The following is a 16108-nucleotide window of genomic DNA, read 5'->3' on the forward strand; positions in this document are numbered from 1 at the left end:
CCTGTCCGCCCGTCCTGAGGCCGCCGCCGCCGCGGCGCCGCTGCGGCCCGCCAAGGCCGAGCGCGTCAAGAGCGCCGACGCCCCGTCCGCCGAGACGCCCGACGAACTGAAGCCCTCGGAAGCGGCCGACAAGCCCGTCCACGCCAAGGCCGCCCAGGGCGCCGCCAAGGCCGCCGCGGCGAGCGCCGAAGCCGCCGAGACCAAGCCGCAGGACGCCGACACCAGCGCGGAGTCGCCCGACGCGACAGGGCAGGGCGAGACCCGCGCCGCGTCCCCCGCCTCCAGCTCCGCCGCCGCGCAAGCCGGACACGTCGTCCGCGGGTCGCCCGAGACCGTCGCCAATCTGGCCGCCCAGATCGTCAAGAAGCTGGAGGGCAAGTCGACGCGTTTCGACGTCGAGCTGGATCCGCACGGACTGGGCAAGGTCGACGTGCGCATCGAGATCGGCGCCCAGGGCCGGATCACCGCCGGCATGACCTTCGAGAACCCACAGGCCGCCGCCGACGTGAAGGCTCGCGCCGCCGAGCTGCAGCGGGTCCTTGAGCAGGCCGGCTTCGACGTGTCGGGCGGCATCAGCTTCGACGTGGCCGGGGACCGCGGCCATCCGCAGCAGCAGAATCAAGCCTGGCAGGACCAGGGCGACGCGGGCCGCGCCTTCCAGGGCCGGGCCTTCCGCGCGGCCCTGGAGACCGCGGGCGATGCGGCCGACGCCGCCAACCAGGGCGCTCTGCGCCTGCGCCGGGGCGTGAACTCCGGCCTCGACCTCAGGATCTGACGCCATGGCCGTCGACGCCGTCACAACCACGACCGGAGCCAGCGCGACCGGACGTGCTCGCCTGGCCGAGAACTTCGACACCTTCCTGACCCTGCTCACCACCCAGCTGCAGAACCAGGATCCGCTGTCGCCGATGGATTCCACCCAGTTCACCCAGCAGCTGGTGCAGATGACCGGGGTGGAGCAGCAGCTCCTGACCAACGACCTGCTCGAGAAGCTGGTCTCGAACACCGGCACGGGCGTCGCGACCGCGGTCAGCCTGATCGGCAAGGAAGTGCGCGCGGACTCCAACGCCGCCGCCCTGAAGGACGGCAAGGCCGAGTGGACCTATACCCTGGGCCGGGACGCTTCGACCGTGCAGCTCGATATCCTGGACTCCAAGGGCCGGATCGTCCGCTCCATCGCCCCGACCGACAACAAGGCCGGCGAACACACCCTGACCTGGGACGGCAAGGGCCAGGGCGGCAGCGAACTGGCCGATGGGACCTACACCCTGAAGGTCACGGCCAAGGACAGCGAAGGCTCCGCCGTGACCTCGAACGTCTACGTCGACGGACTCGTCACGGGCGTCGAACAACAGGACGGCCTGACCTTCATCACCGTCAACGGCGTGCAGATCCCCTGGGATCAGCTCGTCAGCATCCGCCAGCCGGAAGAGCCCGAGGAGACCGCCACGGCGGCCACGGACACCGGTTCAACCGACAACCCGGACGACAAAACGTCGTCTCCAGCGGCGGCCTGACCGGCCGAACCCACGCAGCACGCGACCCCGCTTCAGGAGAACGGAACTAAGTCATGTCCATCAATTCAGCCCTGCTCGCCGGCGTTTCCGGGTTGGTCACCAACTCGTCCGCCCTGGCCGCCATCTCGGACAACATCGCCAACGTCAACACCGTCGCCTACAAGCGCAACCAGGTGAACTTCGCCAACGTCGTCACCGCCCAGGCGGTGAAGGGCAAGTACTCCGCCGGCGGCGTCCAGGGCATCACCCGGCAGTTCGTGAGCACCCAGGGCCTGATCCAGGCCTCCGGTTCGACGACCGACCTCGCGATCTCCGGCGACGGCTTCTTCATCGTGACGAACAAGGGCGCCGGCCTGACCGCCGCGGATGCGCGCTCGTTCACCCGGCAGGGCTCGTTCAGCGTCGACGCCGACGGCTATCTGAAGAACGACTCCGGCCTCTACCTGCAAGGCTGGCCGGTCCAGGCCGACGGCTCCTTCGTCACGCCGCCGTCCGACCTGACGGCCCTGAACTCGATCAACGTCAAGAACCTGGGCGCCGCGGTCTCGCCGACCGCCAACGTCGCCATCAGCGCCAACATCGACAAGGTGAGCGCCACCGCGCCCGACCCGGTCGACATCAACATCGTGGATGCGGCCGGCGGCCGTCACACCCTGCGCCTGACCTTCGCTCAGACCTCGGTGAACAACTGGAACATGACCGCGGCGATCTATCCGACCGCGGCCGACGGCCCGATCACGCCGGCCAGCCCGATCCCCGTCGTCTTCAACACCGACGGCTCGATCAACACCGTGGGCGGCGTCGCGCCGGATGCGTTCTCCCTTAACGTCGGCTGGGCCGCCGCGCTGGGCCTGCCCGCCCAGGACATCGCGCTGAACCTGGGAAAGCTCACGCAGTACGACGAGCCGAGCTCGGTGGGCTCCATCAGCCAGGACGGCGCCGGGGCCGGCAATGTGGTCGCCATCGAAGTGGACGAGGACGGCATCGTCTCGGCGATCTACGACAATGAACAGGTGCGCAAGGTCGCCAAGGTCGGCATCGGGACCTTCCCCAATCCGGATGGCCTGGCCCAGGTGAGCGGCAACGCCTACCGGCCCACCACTGCCGCAGGGGAAATGGTGATCAAGCAGGCGGGCGTCGGTGGCGCCGGTCTGATCTCGCCGTCCAGCCTGGAGGCGTCGACTGTCGACTTGTCGGCAGAGTTCACCGGCCTGATCCAAACCCAGAAAGCGTACTCCGCTTCGTCGAAGATCATCACGACGGCGGACCAGATGCTCGAAGAACTTATCAACATCAAGCGCTAATACTGACCGTTAACCGAGTGAGAAACTTCTACCTGAACTCAACTGTATTAAATTGGTACACGGGGGAGCCCATGGTTAGGTGTTTCTTTACTAAGGCGATTCAGCGGCTGTTAGGGGCCGCTGGATATGCTTCCCGTCGAACAGTGATGGTGAGGCGCTAGAAAGCCCATGCTTCAACAACAACAGACGCGCACGAACAGCCGTGGCGAGGCCTATGTGATCGGGCCGACGGGCGCGCCCCTGACCAAGAACGACCTGCCGCCCCCGAACACGGGCCGGTGGGTCATCCGCCGCAAGGCCGAGGTGGTCGCCGCCGTCCGCGGCGGGCTGATCACCCTCGAGGAGGCCCTGGAGCGCTACTCCCTGACCAACGACGAGTTCCTGTCCTGGCAGCGCTCGATCGAACGTCACGGCATGGCCGGCCTGCGCACCACGCGGCTGCAGCAGTACCGCTAACCACCCGTCCATAGGGTTGGCTCGAAAGCCGGCCGCGCCATCCCCGGCGCGGCCGGCTTTTCGGTCTTTCAGGGCAGCTTGCGCACGAGGATCGTGATCCGCTCGCGCTCGCCCGGCCTCCGCTCCACCAGCAGCCGCGCCACCTGGGCGTCGTCGTGGAACGCGTAGCCCTTGATCGCGTCCAGCAGCGCCTTCGCAAGGTTATCGAGGTCCAGCCACGGCGGCTCGCCGACGTACTCCATCGCGATCTCCACCGCGTACTCGCCCCAGGCCGGCCGCGAGCCGCGCCAGGCCTTGCGGAAGAACTCATAGATCAGCGGCTTGTAGTACTTCGCCTGGGTCGTGAGACCGTCGACGCTCACTTCCAGCACCCCGTCGCCCTCGCGGGCGCGCACCTTGCCGTGCTGGGTCCAGGTCTCGCTCATCCCGCCCTCATAGCCGCGGGCGGCCTTGCAGTCTCGCGCCGTGGCGGTAAACCCTCACCCGCCAACAGCCTGGGGATTTCCGATGAGCGCGACCCGCACCGAGACCGACACCTTCGGCCCGATCGAGGTCGCCGCCGACCGCTACTGGGGCGCCCAGACCCAGCGCTCGCTCGGCAACTTCAAGATCGGCTGGGAGAAGCAGCCCAAGCCGGTGATCAAGGCCCTGGGCGTCGTCAAGCGCGCCGCGGCCGAGGCGAACATGGAGTTGGGCAAGCTCGACCCCGAGATCGGAAAATACGTCGTGGCGGCCGCCCAGGAGGTGATCGACGGCAAGCTGGACGACCATTTCCCGCTGGTCGTGTGGCAGACCGGTTCGGGCACCCAATCGAACATGAACGCCAACGAGGTGATCTCGAACCGCGCCATCGAGATGATGGGCGGGGTCATGGGTTCGAAAAAGCCCGTGCACCCTAACGACCACGTCAACATGAGCCAGTCGTCGAACGACACCTACCCGACGGCCATGCACATCGCCTCGGCGGAGGAGGTGGCGCGCTCGGTGATGCCGGCGCTGGAGCACCTGCACGCGGCGCTGAAGGCCAAGTCGGCCCAGTTCGACCACATCATCAAGATCGGCCGCACCCACACCCAGGACGCGACCCCGCTGACCCTGGGCCAGGAGTTCGGCGGCTATGCGCACCAGGTCGCCATGTCGGTCCGGCGGATCAAGGAGACCCTCTACGGTCTCTACGAGCTGGCGCAGGGCGGCACGGCCGTCGGCACGGGCCTGAACGCGCCGGTGGGCTTCGCCGAGAAGGTGGCCGAGAAGATCGCGGGCATCACCCGCCTGCCCTTCGTCACGGCGCCGAACAAGTTCGAGGCCCTCGCCGCCCACGACGCCATGGTGTTCAGCCACGGCGCGCTGACGGCCGCCGCCGGCGCCCTGTTCAAGATCGCCAACGACCTGCGGTTCCTGGGATCCGGCCCGCGCGCCGGCCTGGGTGAGCTGGCCCTGCCCGAGAACGAGCCGGGCTCCTCCATCATGCCCGGCAAGGTGAACCCCACTCAGGCCGAGGCCCTCACCATGGTCTGCGCCCACATCATGGGCAACCAGACGGCCATGGCCTTCGCCGGCAGCCAGGGCCACTTCGAGCTGAACGTATTCAACCCGGTGATGGCTTACAATTTCCTGCAGTCGTGCCGGCTGCTGTCCGACGCCGCCGTCTCCTTCACCGACAACATGGTCGTCGGCACGGAAGCCCGCGAGGACAACATCAAGCTTAACCTCGAACGGTCGCTGATGCTGGTGACCGCCCTGAACGGCAAGCTGGGCTACGACAACTGCGCCAAGATCGCCAAGGCGGCCCACAAGAACGGCACCACCCTGCGCGAAGAGGCCGTCGGCGGCGGCTATCTGACGGACGAAGAGTTCGACGAATGGGTCCGCCCGGAGAAGATGATCAGCCCGGGCTGAACTACTCCGCCGCGTAGACCACCGGGTGCGCGTGGGCCCAGAGGTGGGCGCGGTAGGCCTCGAAGCACTGCTCGCCGCAGATCAGGCGCATCATGGCGCCCTCGGCCAGGTGGCGGGTGCAGGCCGGGTCGGCTTCGACGAGCGGGACCAGCGCCTCGGCGTTCCAGGCGCGGGAGTGCTCGATGTCGAGCTGGGCGTGCAGGGCGAAGTACTTCCGCTGCTCGGGCGCGACGCCCAGACGCTTTAGCCCTTCGTCCACGCAGGCGACGCGGGTCGGTGCGGTCAGTTCCACCACGCCGAGAGCGCCGATCGATTGGTAGACGTATCGTCGGGTGGTGGCGAAGGCGGTCATGGTGTTGGCCAGGGCCAGCGACTGCCAGAGCGTGCCCTCGATGCTGGGTGTCAGCCCGAGGCCCTGGACTGTCCGCTCCAGCATGGGACCGTGCATGCCGGCTTCCTTGCCGCGGCCCATCTCGTCCCAATAGTTGCGGGCGAGCTCCAGCTTCGGGCGGGCGGGCAGCTTCACCTGGGTCATGGCGACCAGATCGTCGAAGCCGGCCTCGCCGGCCGCCTCCTGCGTCAGGAACCACTTGATCTGCTCCAGGCTGGCCTCGGTCTCCAGCCAGGCGAACAGGGGATCGTACTGGCCCGGGCCTGACAGCTTGAGGTCCTCGAACCAGGCGATGAATCCCTCGGGATCGCTCGGGACCGCCGCCACGAGCGGGGCGATCTCGGCGCGAAACGCCTCGATGAACCCGCCTTCCAGGCGCATCATCCGAACGTCGTTGTTCAACGTGATCGACCAGTCGGCGTCCGGCGTCTGGACGGCCAGCCGGCGCCGGTTCCACTGAGCCAGCCCCTGGTGAAGCGTTTCGGCGTCCGGAAACTCGGGTGAGAAAACGCCCACGCGGGCGAGACGGTCGGCAGCAAGCATGCGGATACTCCCTCGGACGCGAAGGAGCGCGCGAAATGCGTTGGAGTTCCTGAGGCTTAGCTTTGTTAAGCCCGCCGCATCACGGCGAAGTCGGCCAGATCCTGCAGCGCCGGCCGCCACGAATTGGAGCCATAGTCGGCGATGGCGGCCTTGGCGGTCTCCGCGTAGCGCCCCGCCAGCGCCAGGGTCTCCTCGAGAGCCCCGGTCTCGCGCATGAGCTCGCGCGCATGGTCCAGGTCGCCCTCTTCCTGCTCGCGCCGGTCCACCGTGCGGATCCAGAACTCGCGCTCGGCGGCGGCCGTTCGCTGCATGGCCAGCAGCAGCGGCAGGGTCACCTTGCCCTCTCGGAAGTCGTCGCCCGGGTTTTTCCCCAAGGTCTCGGCCTCGCCCGAGTAGTCGAGCGCGTCGTCGATCAGCTGGAACGCGAGGCCCAGATCCTGGCCGAACTTGCGCAGGGCGCGGCACCGTTCCGCCGAAGCGCCCGCCGAGATCGCGCCGGCCTCGGCGGCGGCGGCGAACAGCTCGGCGGTCTTGGCCTTGATGATCTCGATATAGACGTCCTGGCTGAGATCGAGGTCGTGGCTGCGGGTGAGTTGCAGGACCTCGCCCTCGGAGATGACGCGGCTGGCCCGGGCCAGAACCTCCAGCGCCGGCATGGAGCCCGCGCCCACCATCAGCTCGAACGAACGGGCGAACAGGAAGTCGCCAACCAGGACGCTGGCGGGGGCGCCCCAAATCAGGTGCGCCGCCACGCGTCCTCGGCGCAGCTGCGAGGAATCGACCACGTCGTCGTGCAGCAGGGTGGCGGTGTGGATGAACTCCACCGCGGCCGCCAGCTTCAGGCAGGCGTCGTCCCGCGCGCCACACAGGCGGGCGGCGGCGATGGTCAGGAGGGGCCGCAGGCGCTTGGCCGAGCCGGCGATCAGGTGGTCGGCCAGGGCCGGGATCACCGGCACGGGGCTGTCCATGTGCTCGCGGATCAGAGCGTCCACCGCGCGCATGTCGGGGCCGGCCAGCTTCAGGAGCAGGTCCAGCGAGGGGGGAGCGGCGATAGCCTGGGCGGCTTCCAAGAGAGAACTATTCCTATATCAAGGCGCCCGGCCCCCGACCGGTCGCCATTCGCCGGGACAATGGTGACGCGACAGGGCACGGTCAAGCGACCAGAGCCGAACGCGTTCGGTCCCTTCTACACCAAGGTCCCGCCCTATGGATGCAATCACTGAAGACGGGCTGCTGAACGGGCGCATCCGCCTGCGTCAGGCCGCGCGGGGCTACCGCGCCGGACTGGACGCGGCGTTGCTGGCGGCCGCCTGCGACGCGGCCCCGGGACAGCGGGTGATCGAGGCCGGCTGCGGCGCCGGGGGCGCCCTTCTGGCGGCCGCGGCCCGGCGGCCGGGCGCCAGCTTCACCGGCGTCGAGCGGGATCCACGCGCCGCCGCCCTGGCGCGGGAGAACGTCACGCTCAACGGGCTGGGCGAGCGGGTCACGATCGTCGAGGGCGATGTCGCGCTGCGCTTCGCAGGGCTTGGCCTTCCCGCCTTCGATGCGGCCATGGCCAATCCGCCGTTCTTCGACGACCCCGGAGCGCTGCGCAGCCCGGCGCCCGAGCGGCGAGGGGCCTGGATGGCCGACGACGGCCTGGAGGCCTGGATCGGCTTCCTGTCCAAGGCGGTGCGCGAGGGCGGCGCCATCACGCTCATCCACCGCGCCGACCGCCTGGGCGACATCCTGGCGCTGCTGGCGCCCAAGGCCGGCTCGGTCCAGATCCGGCCCATCCACCCCTTCGTCGACGACCCGGCCAAGCGGGTGCTGGTGCGGGCCATAAAGACGGGCAAGGCGCCGCTGCAGCTGCTGCCGCCGCTGGTGCTGCACGACCGCGACGGCGGCAAGCACCGCCCGGACGTCGAGGCCATCCTGAGGGGCGAGGCGGATCTGGGCTGGCGCGACTAAGCGTGGGCTAACAGCTCGTGGCGTCGAGCCGTGCGGTGTCCGCCAGCATCCGGTCCACGAGGTCCTGGTCGATCTGCTCGGGCTTGCGAAAGCGGATGCAGCTTTTGCCGGCGTCGAGGCCGCTCAGCGCCTCGGCGTGCAGGGCATGCACCCGGGGGCTGACATACAGCGAGATGTACTGCTTCTGGCTGTTGAAGGCGAAGATCGGAGCCGTCTCTCCCGGCCGCACATAGGCCGGCATGCCGTAGCTCATCCGCTCGGCGCCCGCGCCAAGGCGGCGGATCGCGCTGGCGCGGATGGCCTCGAGGGCCGGTCGCCGCCCAGGGTCCAGGTCTGCGAACCAGTCGTCGACGGTCGCGGCCTTGGACTGGACCATGATCAGATCCCCAGCGCTTCCCGACAGCTTGGATCGACGATGTCGTGCTGCTCGGGGTGTTTCTTCACCCAGGCCGACATGAAGGGACAGGTGGGCACGACCTTCAAGCCCGCTTCGCGCGCATAGCCAAAGGCCGCTCGGGCCAGGGCGCTGGCCACGCCCTTTCCCTCGAACTCCGCCGGCACGACGGTGTGCGGCAGGACGATCTGTCCCGGCTTCAGGCGATATTCGGCAAAGGCCGTGTGACCGTCCAGCTTCACCTCGAAGCGGCTGGTTTCGGTGTTGTTGACGACATCGACCTCGGCCATGGGCATGCTCCTCGCGCTCGCCTCTTCTTGACGCGGCGCGAGGCCGCCGCCAAGGTCCGGCGCATCGGCGAGGCCACCAGCAGAGGAGAGGATCACATGTCGCCCATTGCCCGCGCAGCCCTCCGCTGCGTCGTCCCGCTGGCGGCTGCCTGACAGCCCACCCTTCCCCGACGGGGATGATCCGCGGTCGACGCCTGTTTGGCTCTCGACATCAAGGACACCTCCGTTGCTGACCACAGCACTCTCCGACTACGGCTGGACCGAAGCGCTCCAGGCCGACTTCCGATCCTTCGCGGCCCAAGGCCTGATCCCCGGCCGCATCGTCGTCCAGCAGAGAGGCGGCTATCGCCTCGTCACGCCCGGCGGCGAGATCGACGCTCGCGCCTCCGGGGCTCTGATGAAGGCCACCGCCGAGGCCGGCCGCCCCACCGCCGGCGACTGGGTCGCGGTGGAGGCCCGCCCCGGCGAGACCACCGCCCTCGTCCACCACATCCTGCCCCGCCGCACGGCCTTCGTGCGCAAGGCTTCCGGCCCCCGTGGCGGCGCACAGGCCGTGGCCACCAATGTGGACGTGGCCCTGCTGGTGGCCTCCCTGAACTCCGACCTGAACCTGCGACGGCTGGAGCGCTACCTCGCCACCACCTACGAGAGCGGCGCCGAGCCGGTGATCGTCCTGACCAAGGCCGACCTGACCCCCGCCGTCGCGGCGCGTGTGGCGGAGGTCGAGGCCATCGCGTTCGGCGCGCCGGTGCTGGCCATCTCGTCGAAGACCGGCGAGGGTCTGGACGCGCTGGCGACCCATCTGCGGCCGGGGCGGACCGCGGTGCTCCTGGGCTCGTCGGGGGCCGGCAAGTCCACCCTGCTCAACGCCCTCGCCGGTGAGGAGAAGATGGACACGGGCGAGATCCGCGAGGCCGACGAGCGCGGCCGCCACACCACCACACATCGCGAACTGGTTCGGCTGACGTCGGGGGCGCTGATCCTCGATACGCCGGGGATGCGGGAACTGGGCCTGTGGGAGGCGGAGGCGGGGGTCGCCCAAACTTTCGCCGACATCGAGGCCCTGGCCGAGCAGTGCCGGTTCCGCGACTGTGGCCACGGCGCCGAGCCGGGCTGCGCCGTCCGCGCCGCCATCGAGGCGGGCGACCTCGACCCGGCCCGGCTGAGAAGCTTCGAGAAGCTGCAGGCGGAACTGGCCTTCGAGCGCCGCAAGGAGGACCCCCGCGCGGCCCTGGAGAACAAGAAGCTCTGGATCAGCCGCCACAAGGCGGGGCGGGCCCGGATGAAGGCCAAGCGCGGAGACGACGGATAGGCCGCCGGCGGCGTCAGCCGCCGGCCAGCGCACGCGACGCCACGTAGGCGGCCGTCGCCACGACCATCACCGCGAAGATTCGGCGCGCCAGGACGGCGCGCGCCGCCAGCAGCGGGGCGGTCGCCGTCCCCAACCAGGCCCCGACGGCGCCGCCCGCCACCAGAGCCGCGAACAGGGGCCAGGCCACGAGGCCGGATGCGGCATAGCTGACGCTGGTCGCGGCTCCGAACAGGGCGACCGACACCAGGGACGAGGCCGCCGCATGTGCGAGCGTCATGCCCGTAGCGGCCATCAGACCCGGTACGATGAGGAAGCCGCCGCCGATGCCGAAGAAGCCGGCCGCCAGGCCGGTTGCGAGGCCCAGCGGCGCCAGCTTGAGCGTCAGCCCCGGCGTAAGGGTCACCGCCGGGTCCCCTGCCGAACGCGGCTGGCGCAGCATCGAGAGGCCGACCAGCGCCATGACGACGGCGAACCCAAGGAGAAGCACGCCGCCGTCCAGCTGTTTCGCCAGGTGCGCCCCCGTGAGCGAGCCGGCGAGCCCCGCGCCGCCGAAGACGATGGCGCAAGGCCACTTCACCCGGCCCGCGCGCGCCTGCGACACCAATCCCAGCAGGGCGTTGACGGCGACCGCGGCGGCCGACGTGCCGATGGCCACATGCGGGTCGCGCACCCCTACGGCGTAGATGAGCAGCGGCGTCGCCAGCACCGAACCGCCGCCGCCGAACAGCGTGAGCAGCAGCCCGACGAGCGCGCCGCTCAGGCTCGCGGTCAGATAGGTGAGGATCTGCGGATCCACGGCTTCACGCCGCGGCCCGCCGGTTCCAGGGCATCGCGGCCAGCAGACGCGCCATGCCGCAGAGGCCGGTGGCGCCTGCGAAGGCGAGGCCCGCCCCGACAAAGGCGGACAGGCCGAAGAACGCGGGATGCACGATCAGGCCCAGGACGACTCCCGTCAGGACCAGCAATCCGGCCGCGATCTGGACCTGTCGCATCAGCTCCAGGGGCGCTGCACGATCCTCTTCGGTGGGAAGGCCGGCCGCCGCCCAGGCGTCGACCCCACCCTCGAGGACGAAAGCCTCGCCGTCGACGAGCGCCGCCAGGCGCTCGCAGTTCGCCCCCGTGCGCATGCCGGTTCGACAGGTGAAGACCACGTCCTTTCCGGGCTCGAGCCTGAGATGCGAGCGTTCCAGCGCCGACAGCGGCTGGGACAGCGCACCCTTCACGTGGCGGCGTGCGAACTCGTCGGCTTCGCGGATGTCGATCAGCACGGCGCGGCGGCCGAACAGGCGCTTGTCGACCTCGTCAGGCTTCAGGGGGATCAGTCTTGCGGTCATGGGGGGCCTTCATGTCTGGGGGACAGAAGATCTCCGCGAGCGTCGCCACCACGCGCAGGGCGGCCGGGTCGGCGATCCGATACCACACCGTCTGGGCCTCGCGGCGGGTCGCCACGATCCCTTCTTCGCGCAGCACCGCCAGGTGCTGCGAGAGAGCGGACTGCGAGAGGCCGACCTGGGGCAGGAGTTGCCCCACGGACCGCTCGCCATCCGTCAGCTGGCAAAGGATCATCAGCCGGCGCTCGTTGGCCAGCGCCCGGAGCAGCCTGGCGGCCTCCCCTGCGCTCGCCTCGAAGCGGGCGATGTCGAAGTTCGCGAGATCGAACATGAGACCTATATATGAGCTTGTGCTAATTTAGCAACTTCTTATATTCGGCGAAGACAGGAGGCTTCGCCATGATCCCCAACGTACAGACCTTCTTCGATCCGGCCACGTTCACCGCCAGCCATCTCGTGAGCGACCCATCCACCGCGGCCGCCGCGATCGTGGACCCCGTGCTCGACTACGAACCGAAGTCCGCGAAGCTCTCCACCGCTTCCGCAGACGCGATGCTCGCCGCCGTGCGCGAGCAAGGCCTGCGGCTGCTGTATGTGCTGGAGACGCACGCCCACGCAGACCACCTGTCGGCCGCCGACTACATCCGCCGGATGACCGGAGCCGAGGTGGTGATCGGATCCCGGATCGTGGAGGTGCAGAAGAGCTTCATCCCGGTCTTCGAGGCCGAGGACCTGGCTGCCGACGGGGCGGCGTTCGACCACCTGCTGGATGAGGGCGACGAGCTCCCGCTCGGCGACCTCCGCATCGGCGTGCTGCACACGCCGGGACACACGCCGGCCTGCGTCACCTATCGGATCGGCGACGCGGCGTTCGTGGGCGACACCCTGTTCATGCCGGACTACGGCACCGCCCGCGCCGATTTCCCCGGCGGCGACGCGCGCACCCTATACAGGTCGATCCGGAAGATCCTGGCGCTCCCGCCGGAAACGCGGGTGTTCGTCGGGCACGACTATCTTCCGCCGGGCCGAGAGGCGTTCCGCTGGGAGACGACAGTCGCGGACGAGCACGCGCACAACATCCACGTGCACGCGGGCGTCAGCGAGGACGGGTTTGTGGAGATGCGGATGGCGCGGGATGCGACGCTGGCGGCGCCGACGCTCATCCTGCCGTCGCTGCAGGTGAACATCCGTGGCGGTGCGCTCCCGCCGCCGGCGCCGTCGGGGCGCGTGTTCCTCAAGATCCCGGTCACCACCCCGAGCGGTTACTGAAGCCGCGCTCGAGGGGCTAGCGCGCGAGCCACCGCGCGGGCAGGCGATACTCGGGACGGCTGGGACGCAGCAGATCAAGGGTGACCAGGACACCCAGTCCCAGGAACTTCAGCATGATGCGTGCGACGTGCATGACGGCCTCCCCGATCGTGACAGCAACGGTTGATCGGCCCCGAGGTTGCGTGGAGTCGGTGACGCCGGTGTGTCGGGGCCATTTCGCATGGTCTCGTGACAGTCCCGAAACGAAAAACGGCCCAGGATCGCTCCCGGGCCGTTCCGTCGTTCGATCGGGTTCGCTGCGGATCAGTTCCGGGCGGTGTCCACCAGCTTGTTCTTGGTGATCCAGGGCATCATGGCGCGCAGGCGCTGGCCCACTTCCTCGATCTGGTGCTCGGAGCCCCGGCGCCGGGTGGCCTTGAAGGACGGCGCGCCGACGGCGTTCTCCTGCATGAAATCACGGACGAAGCGGCCCGATTGGATGTCCTCCAGCACGCGCTTCATCTCGGCCTTGGTCTCGGCCGTGACGATGCGCGGGCCAGTGACATACTCGCCGTATTCTGCGGTGTTGGAGATCGAGTAGTTCATGTTGGCGATGCCGCCCTCGTAGATCAGGTCCACGATCAGCTTCACCTCGTGCAGGCATTCGAAATAGGCCATCTCGGGCGCGTAGCCCGCCTCGACCAGGGTTTCGAAGCCCGCGCGGATCAGCTCCACCAGCCCGCCGCAGAGCACGGCCTGCTCGCCGAACAGGTCGGTCTCGCATTCCTCGCGGAAGTTGGTCTCGATGATGCCCGAGCGGCCGCCGCCGATGGCCGAGGCATAGGCCAACCCTAGGTCCATGGCGCCGCCGGTGGCGTCGTGATGGACCGCGATCAGGCAGGGCACGCCGCCGCCCTTCTGGTATTCGCCGCGCACGGTGTGGCCGGGGCCCTTGGGCGCGACCATCAGCACGTCGACCGTGGACTTGGGCTCAATCAGGCCGAAGTGAACGTTCAGGCCGTGGGCGAACAGCAGGGCCGCGCCGTCGCGGATATTGGGGGCGATCTCGGCGTTGTAGATGCCGCGCTGCAGCTCGTCGGGCGCAAGCACCATGAGCACGTCAGCCCAGGCCGCGGCGTCGGCCACGGTCATGACCTTCAGGCCGTCGGCCTCGACCTTCTTGGCGGTGGCCGAGCCGGCCTTCAGGGCCACGGCCACGTTCTTCGCGCCGGAATCCGCGAGGTTCAGCGCGTGCGCGCGACCCTGGCTGCCATAGCCTACGATGGCGATCTTCTTGTCCAGGATGCGGGAAATGTCGGCGTCGCGGTCATAGTAGACGCGCATGATTGTTCTCCTGAGACAATGAAACCTGCTGCGCGCGCGCAACGGCGGCGCAGCAAAGCCGGGGGTGTGAAGCGTTTTTTTGCGCGAAGGTCAAGGGACGGGCCGTCACAGGGCGAGCCTCGCCATGCTCAGCGAGTCCACATAGGCGCCGTCGCGCCAGGCGTAGGCGCGGTGCAGCCCCTCGCGCTGGAAGCCGAAGCGTTCGTAGAGGGCGATGGCCCGGGCGTTGTCGGCATAGACGTTGAGTTCCAGCCGCTTGATGTTCCACCAGCGCTCGGCCAGGTCGATGACGGCGGCCAGCAGGGCCGAGCCCACGCCTCGGCCCGCGTAGGCGTCGTGGACGGCCATGCCCAGGCTGGCCACGTGGCTGCGCCTGTGGGGGCGGTCGCGATGCAGGCCGATCGATCCGACCACCCGGCCGTCGAGCAGGGCCACGAGTCCCGCATCGCCGGGACCGGCCTCGGCATGCCGTTTCTGCCGCGCCTCCGCCGATACGAAGGGCGGCTGGAGCGTGCCCCACACCGCGCGCGGCTGGCCAAGCACCTCGGTGACGGCCGGAATGTCGGCCGGCTCCATCGCGCGGACGACTATGTCGGAACTGGGCGGATCCATCGGTCTCGTCTCCGGTTGAGCGGGGGCGGATCGAGGCCAAGAAAAAGCCCCGTCCGGATCCCGGCGGGGCTGGTGTGGCGGTCTGCGGTCGCTTCTCGATCCTAGCGCACGACATCCCTCACCGGCCCGCCGGAGGCGGTCGGAAGAAGGTTTACGAGCTGGATGCGGAACGAACGCATGCCTGCGCTTTAGCACGGCCGGAGTCTCGTCGGCTAGGCCGAAGCGTGGCATTCGAACCTGATGCCGATCGAGGTGACCCAGAGCCTGTGGCTGGACGACGACGAGGTCCAGGTGCGCGCCGTCCGCGCCTCCGGACCCGGCGGGCAGCATGTGAACAAGGTCTCGACGGCCATCGAACTGCGATTCGACGTGCGCGGTTCCCCGTCCCTGCCTGAGCCGGTGCGGACGCGGCTCTACAAGTTGTCCGGCAACCGCCTGACCATGGACGGCGTCCTCGTGCTGGTGGCCCAGGAGCATCGGAGCCAGGAGATGAACCGCCAGGCGGCGATCGAACGCCTGCTCGACCTGATCCGCCAGGCGGCCAAGCCCCCGCCCCCGCCGCGCAAGAAGACCAAACCGACCTACGCCTCGAAGCTCAGGCGGCTCGAGGGCAAGACCAAGCGGTCCAGCGTAAAGGCGATGCGGGGCAAGCCACGGGGGGAGGACTGAGCGGCGGCGTTACTCCGCCTCGGTGACCTCCGCGGCGCCGACGTGCTTCTTGATGCTCTCGATAGCGTCCTTGGCCCCGGACTTCGAGGCGTAGCCCTCGGTCGAGAAAATCACCTCGGAATTGTACTTGAAGCGGACCCGGAACTCGCCGGCCTTGTCCTTGTAGATCTCGAACTTGTGCGCCATCGGAGCCTCCGCTGCGGGGTTGGGAGGCAAAGCTTAGGTCAGCGATCGTGACCGCGCTATGGCAAGGTTTGGACGCATTCGCCTATAAGATGGCGATCATGCTCGCCCCCCGCCTTACCGTACTCAGCGCCGCCTTCGCCACCCTCGTCGCGTCAGCCTGCGCGCCCAGCCTCGGCCCGCCGCCGCCCGGCGCTCCCGTGTCGCGACCGCCGCCGCCGCCCATGACCGGCAGCGCGAACTTCTCGGCGGCGGACTTCGCCTGGTCGCAGCGCACCGGAAACAACATCATCGCCGGCCGCGTGGCCTATCGGCAGGGCGCGACCCGTTACACCTGCGCCGGGGCCGCGGTGGTGCTGACGCCGGAAACCCGCTGGTCCGCCCGCCGGATGGCCGCGCTCTACGGTTCCACCGAACGCGCCGCCCTGCCCGCCGATGAAGTGCGCGCCCGCACGCCCAATGCGCCCGCGGGCGACGCAGGCCCGTTCGTGAAGCGGACCACTTGCGACGACGCAGACCAGTTCGCCTTCGGCGGCCTGCCGGATGGTGTCTGGTACGCCATCACCGTGGCCAGGCCCGCTGCGGGACCGGGCCAGACGGTCGCGCTGATGAAGCGCGTGGTGGTCCGCGGTGGCCGCACCACCCCGCTGACCCTCTGATGCTCA

21 protein-coding genes are annotated in these 16108 nt (G+C 69.1%); 10 read left to right on the top strand and 11 right to left on the bottom strand.

What is annotated here, in order from left to right:
• The 4 genes from AX721_RS17070 to AX721_RS17085 form a co-directional block, all read left to right on the top strand.
• Nucleotides 1-775 (top strand): flagellar hook-length control protein FliK (locus AX721_RS17070; protein WP_197422621.1); only part of this gene is annotated, 775 nt, incomplete at its 5' end.
• A 4-nt stretch (nt 776-779) separates the two neighbouring features.
• Nucleotides 780-1517, top strand: a complete 738-nt coding sequence (locus AX721_RS17075) for a flagellar hook assembly protein FlgD (RefSeq protein ID WP_068877193.1) — start codon at nt 780-782, stop codon at nt 1515-1517.
• A 53-nt stretch (nt 1518-1570) separates the two neighbouring features.
• A complete protein-coding gene (locus tag AX721_RS17080) occupies nt 1571-2821 on the top strand; it encodes a flagellar hook protein FlgE (protein ID WP_068877194.1) in 1251 nt (416 codons plus the stop codon).
• 168 nt (nt 2822-2989) lie between these two features.
• On the top strand, nt 2990-3277 hold the full coding sequence (locus tag AX721_RS17085; protein WP_068877195.1) for a DUF1153 domain-containing protein: 288 nt from the start codon (nt 2990-2992) through the stop codon (nt 3275-3277).
• 68 nt (nt 3278-3345) lie between these two features.
• Here the strand turns inward: AX721_RS17085 and AX721_RS17090 are convergent, their stop codons facing one another.
• Nucleotides 3346-3702 (bottom strand): RusA family crossover junction endodeoxyribonuclease, encoded by a 357-nt coding sequence (locus tag AX721_RS17090; RefSeq protein ID WP_068877196.1) that lies wholly within the window; start codon nt 3700-3702, stop codon nt 3346-3348.
• Between the two features lie 82 nt (nt 3703-3784).
• On the opposite strand from AX721_RS17090, the gene fumC reads away from it, so the two are divergent.
• Nucleotides 3785-5176, top strand: coding sequence for a class II fumarate hydratase (gene fumC, locus AX721_RS17095; RefSeq protein ID WP_068877197.1), 1392 nt, complete (start codon nt 3785-3787; stop codon nt 5174-5176).
• Nucleotide 5177: 1 nt separating this feature from the next.
• Here fumC and AX721_RS17100 read toward each other — a convergent pair whose 3' ends face one another.
• Together AX721_RS17100 and AX721_RS17105 are read right to left on the bottom strand one after the other, a co-directional pair.
• Complete coding sequence (locus tag AX721_RS17100; RefSeq protein ID WP_068877198.1) at nt 5178-6110, bottom strand: iron-containing redox enzyme family protein; 933 nt, start codon at nt 6108-6110, stop codon at nt 5178-5180.
• Nucleotides 6111-6175: 65 nt separating this feature from the next.
• Entirely contained in the window at nt 6176-7144 is a 969-nt protein-coding gene (locus AX721_RS17105; protein ID WP_068877221.1) for a polyprenyl synthetase family protein, read from the bottom strand.
• Between the two features lie 172 nt (nt 7145-7316).
• Between AX721_RS17105 and AX721_RS17110 the strand changes: the two genes are divergently transcribed.
• Entirely contained in the window at nt 7317-8060 is a 744-nt protein-coding gene (locus AX721_RS17110) for a tRNA1(Val) (adenine(37)-N6)-methyltransferase (RefSeq protein ID WP_068877199.1), read from the top strand.
• 7 nt (nt 8061-8067) lie between these two features.
• Here AX721_RS17110 and AX721_RS17115 read toward each other — a convergent pair whose 3' ends face one another.
• Entirely contained in the window at nt 8068-8436 is a 369-nt protein-coding gene (locus AX721_RS17115) for an iron chaperone (protein WP_068877200.1), read from the bottom strand.
• A 2-nt stretch (nt 8437-8438) separates the two neighbouring features.
• A complete protein-coding gene (locus AX721_RS17120; protein ID WP_068877201.1) occupies nt 8439-8744 on the bottom strand; it encodes a GNAT family N-acetyltransferase in 306 nt (101 codons plus the stop codon).
• A gap of 226 nt (nt 8745-8970) precedes the next feature.
• On the opposite strand from AX721_RS17120, the gene rsgA reads away from it, so the two are divergent.
• On the top strand, nt 8971-10056 hold the full coding sequence (rsgA, locus tag AX721_RS17125; protein ID WP_231733152.1) for a ribosome small subunit-dependent GTPase A: 1086 nt from the start codon (nt 8971-8973) through the stop codon (nt 10054-10056).
• Between the two features lie 13 nt (nt 10057-10069).
• Here rsgA and AX721_RS17130 read toward each other — a convergent pair whose 3' ends face one another.
• From AX721_RS17130 to AX721_RS17140, 3 genes are read right to left on the bottom strand one after another with little or no spacing between them, the layout of a single operon-like run.
• The gene (locus AX721_RS17130; protein ID WP_082765271.1) at nt 10070-10852 is read right to left on the bottom strand and encodes a sulfite exporter TauE/SafE family protein; all 783 of its coding nucleotides are present in this window, start codon (nt 10850-10852) and stop codon (nt 10070-10072) included.
• A 4-nt stretch (nt 10853-10856) separates the two neighbouring features.
• Complete coding sequence (locus AX721_RS17135; RefSeq protein WP_068877202.1) at nt 10857-11390, bottom strand: rhodanese family protein; 534 nt, start codon at nt 11388-11390, stop codon at nt 10857-10859.
• Nucleotides 11359-11718: a helix-turn-helix transcriptional regulator gene (locus AX721_RS17140; RefSeq protein WP_156467214.1), complete on the bottom strand. Its 360-nt coding sequence runs from the start codon at nt 11716-11718 to the stop codon at nt 11359-11361. Before AX721_RS17140 ends, AX721_RS17135 begins: the two co-directional genes overlap by 32 nt.
• Before the next feature lie 68 nt (nt 11719-11786).
• Here AX721_RS17140 and AX721_RS17145 point away from each other — a divergent pair, with 68 nt between their 5' ends.
• A complete protein-coding gene (locus AX721_RS17145; RefSeq protein WP_068877204.1) occupies nt 11787-12656 on the top strand; it encodes an MBL fold metallo-hydrolase in 870 nt (289 codons plus the stop codon).
• 303 nt (nt 12657-12959) lie between these two features.
• Here the strand turns inward: AX721_RS17145 and ilvC are convergent, their stop codons facing one another.
• Both ilvC and AX721_RS17155 read right to left on the bottom strand, forming a co-directional pair.
• Nucleotides 12960-13979 carry a ketol-acid reductoisomerase gene (ilvC, locus tag AX721_RS17150; protein WP_068877205.1) on the bottom strand — a complete coding sequence of 340 codons (1020 nt, stop codon included), beginning with the start codon at nt 13977-13979 and terminating at the stop codon, nt 12960-12962.
• A 105-nt stretch (nt 13980-14084) separates the two neighbouring features.
• Complete coding sequence (locus tag AX721_RS17155) at nt 14085-14591, bottom strand: GNAT family N-acetyltransferase (protein WP_068877206.1); 507 nt, start codon at nt 14589-14591, stop codon at nt 14085-14087.
• A gap of 240 nt (nt 14592-14831) precedes the next feature.
• Between AX721_RS17155 and arfB the strand changes: the two genes are divergently transcribed.
• On the top strand, nt 14832-15260 hold the full coding sequence (gene arfB / locus AX721_RS17160) for an alternative ribosome rescue aminoacyl-tRNA hydrolase ArfB (protein WP_068877207.1): 429 nt from the start codon (nt 14832-14834) through the stop codon (nt 15258-15260).
• A gap of 9 nt (nt 15261-15269) precedes the next feature.
• Here the strand turns inward: arfB and AX721_RS26950 are convergent, their stop codons facing one another.
• Nucleotides 15270-15446 (bottom strand): DUF1508 domain-containing protein, encoded by a 177-nt coding sequence (locus AX721_RS26950; RefSeq protein ID WP_082765272.1) that lies wholly within the window; start codon nt 15444-15446, stop codon nt 15270-15272.
• A 98-nt stretch (nt 15447-15544) separates the two neighbouring features.
• Between AX721_RS26950 and AX721_RS17165 the strand changes: the two genes are divergently transcribed.
• Nucleotides 15545-16102 carry a hypothetical protein gene (locus tag AX721_RS17165; protein ID WP_156467215.1) on the top strand — a complete coding sequence of 186 codons (558 nt, stop codon included), beginning with the start codon at nt 15545-15547 and terminating at the stop codon, nt 16100-16102.
• Nucleotides 16103-16108 lie beyond the last annotated feature (6 nt).

This window comes from Phenylobacterium sp. CCH9-H3 (assembly GCF_001557235.1).
Lineage (GTDB): Bacteria > Pseudomonadota > Alphaproteobacteria > Caulobacterales > Caulobacteraceae > Phenylobacterium.